Here is a 1,981-nt window from a genome sequence, read left to right as displayed (position 1 = left end):
GAATATGCAACTCATGCTGATAACTACGGTGTACCAGGATCAAGCTTCACTGCTGTAGAAATTAAAGAACTCGGTCAAATCAAAGTTTTTGACGAGAAAGGCAATCCATACCGCGACTTCACTGATCAACTCGACCATCGCAATATCAATAACTTGTTGATTGGTTTTATTGAGCGTAATCGTTTAGTGGAGGCTGTGTAATGTCTATAAATATTATCCCCCCAACACAACCAATCACTGTAAGTGCAATCAAAGTCTATTTTTATGGTGATCCTGGTATGTATAAAACCACACTGGGTATGACAGCAAATAAAGCATTAATTATTGATGCAGATAAAGGCGCATATCGTACAGGTGTGAACCGTCGCGCTGATGTGGTTGTGGCTGAATGTTGGAATGATATCGTAAATATTAATATGGCAGACTTAGAGCCTTATCAAACCGTTGTTTTTGATACGATTGGGCGAGTACTTGATCTAATTAAAGCACATCTAGCAAACGACTCACGCAATACAAAAGGTGATGGCTCTTTAAAGTTAAATGTACAAGGTGTAGCTAACAACATGTTTAGCACCTTTGTGAATAAAATTATTACAAGTGGTCGTGATGTTGTTTTTATTGCTCATGCAACAGAAGACAAAAATGATAACTTAACGCTTATTCGCCCTGATCTTGGTGGGAAAAATCGACAAGAGATTTATCGCTTATGTGATGCTATGGCTTACCTCTGTTTGGAAACAAATAAAAAAGGTATTCAAGAGCGTATGCTTAAATTCCAATCACAAGAAGGTTATCACTCAAAAGATGCAGGTGGATTAGGAAATGTCTCTGTGCCTGATCTTCGTAAAAGTTCAAATAGTCATTTTCTTGGTGACCTTATTGAGCAAGTTAAAACAACATTAAACACTATGACCCCAGAACAGCAAGCAAGTCAAAAGCTGAAACTCGAATGGGAACAATGGGAAAAGAGCTGTACAGAAGCAAAGTTTACAAGTGATTTCAATGTGCTTATGTCAGAGCTAAAACAAGAAAACCCTAACTTTAAAAACATGTGGGAGTGCATGAAGTATTACGCATACCAACTTGGTTTCACCTACAACAAAGAAAAGACCAAATGGTTTGAAATGGAGATACTCCCTCAAACTATTTCTAATGAACAACGTGATCATTTGCAAAGTTTTATTTCTGAACGCGGTTTGGATATCAAGTCTGTCTGTGAGCACTTTGGCGTGGACTCTCTCATGAATATTGAGGCATCAAAAATCGAATTAGTGAAACAAGAAATTGATCAATTGGCTAAACAAGGAATGACCGCATGAGCACCGAAATCTTAAACGCTAAACAAGCTTTTGAAGCAATGTCATCTGGTCAAGCAGTGCTATGTCGTGCAGTCGGGCAACTGCTCGACTTTAGCGAGTTGAGTCAATTCCCTGCTACAGTTTTCTTCGGTGCTGATTACGAGTTTTGCCTTGCACCTCGTTTTATGACGATTGGTCAGCTCGACTTAGAAGTACCTGAGTGTTTACAAGGTTTTGATGACTTGATTAATTCTGCCGTGTATTACGCACCTAATATTTTAGATGTGGATCGTCCTATTGAGATTTTAAGCACTGCCGACAATGCTACTTATTTAAAACGTTTGATTGCTTCAAAGCTTTTACATAAAACTTCAGATGATGCTATTGCTCATGCACGTGCATTCATCACGTTAAACGGCGGTTCATTAGATACTATTGAAGAAGTTGAAACTGTTGTTGAGCCTAAGTCAACACCTACTATTATCATTGGTACACCAGATGACTATTTTGCTTGCATTGAATCTAAAATCTTTAAAACAAAGTCACCTGAAGATATTCAAAAAATCAGTGATGAAATTAATGCCGATCCAAAATTAAATGATGAAGATCGTAAAGATTTATTCAAAATAATGGATGCATTTCATGCTAAGGAAGAAGTTTCTGATCCTGCAACCACTAAGATT

At 37.7% G+C, this 1,981-nt stretch carries 1 protein-coding gene and 2 pseudogenes; all 3 read left to right on the top strand.

The window, feature by feature from the left end; genetic code table 11:
• Positions 1-201, top strand: a pseudogene (locus C9E89_RS23520) (hypothetical protein); the annotation flags it as partial.
• The gene (locus C9E89_RS22400) at positions 201-1,319 is read left to right on the top strand and encodes an ATP-binding protein (protein WP_107010277.1); all 1,119 of its coding nucleotides are present in this window, start codon (positions 201-203) and stop codon (positions 1,317-1,319) included. The pseudogene C9E89_RS23520 and the gene C9E89_RS22400, both read left to right, overlap by 1 nt.
• Positions 1,316-1,981: pseudogene (locus C9E89_RS22395) on the top strand (hypothetical protein); the annotation flags it as partial. The gene C9E89_RS22400 and the pseudogene C9E89_RS22395, both read left to right, overlap by 4 nt.

Source organism: Acinetobacter sichuanensis (assembly GCF_003024515.2).
Classification (GTDB): domain Bacteria; phylum Pseudomonadota; class Gammaproteobacteria; order Pseudomonadales; family Moraxellaceae; genus Acinetobacter; species Acinetobacter sichuanensis.
This window is presented reverse-complemented; position numbering and strand designations above follow the sequence as displayed.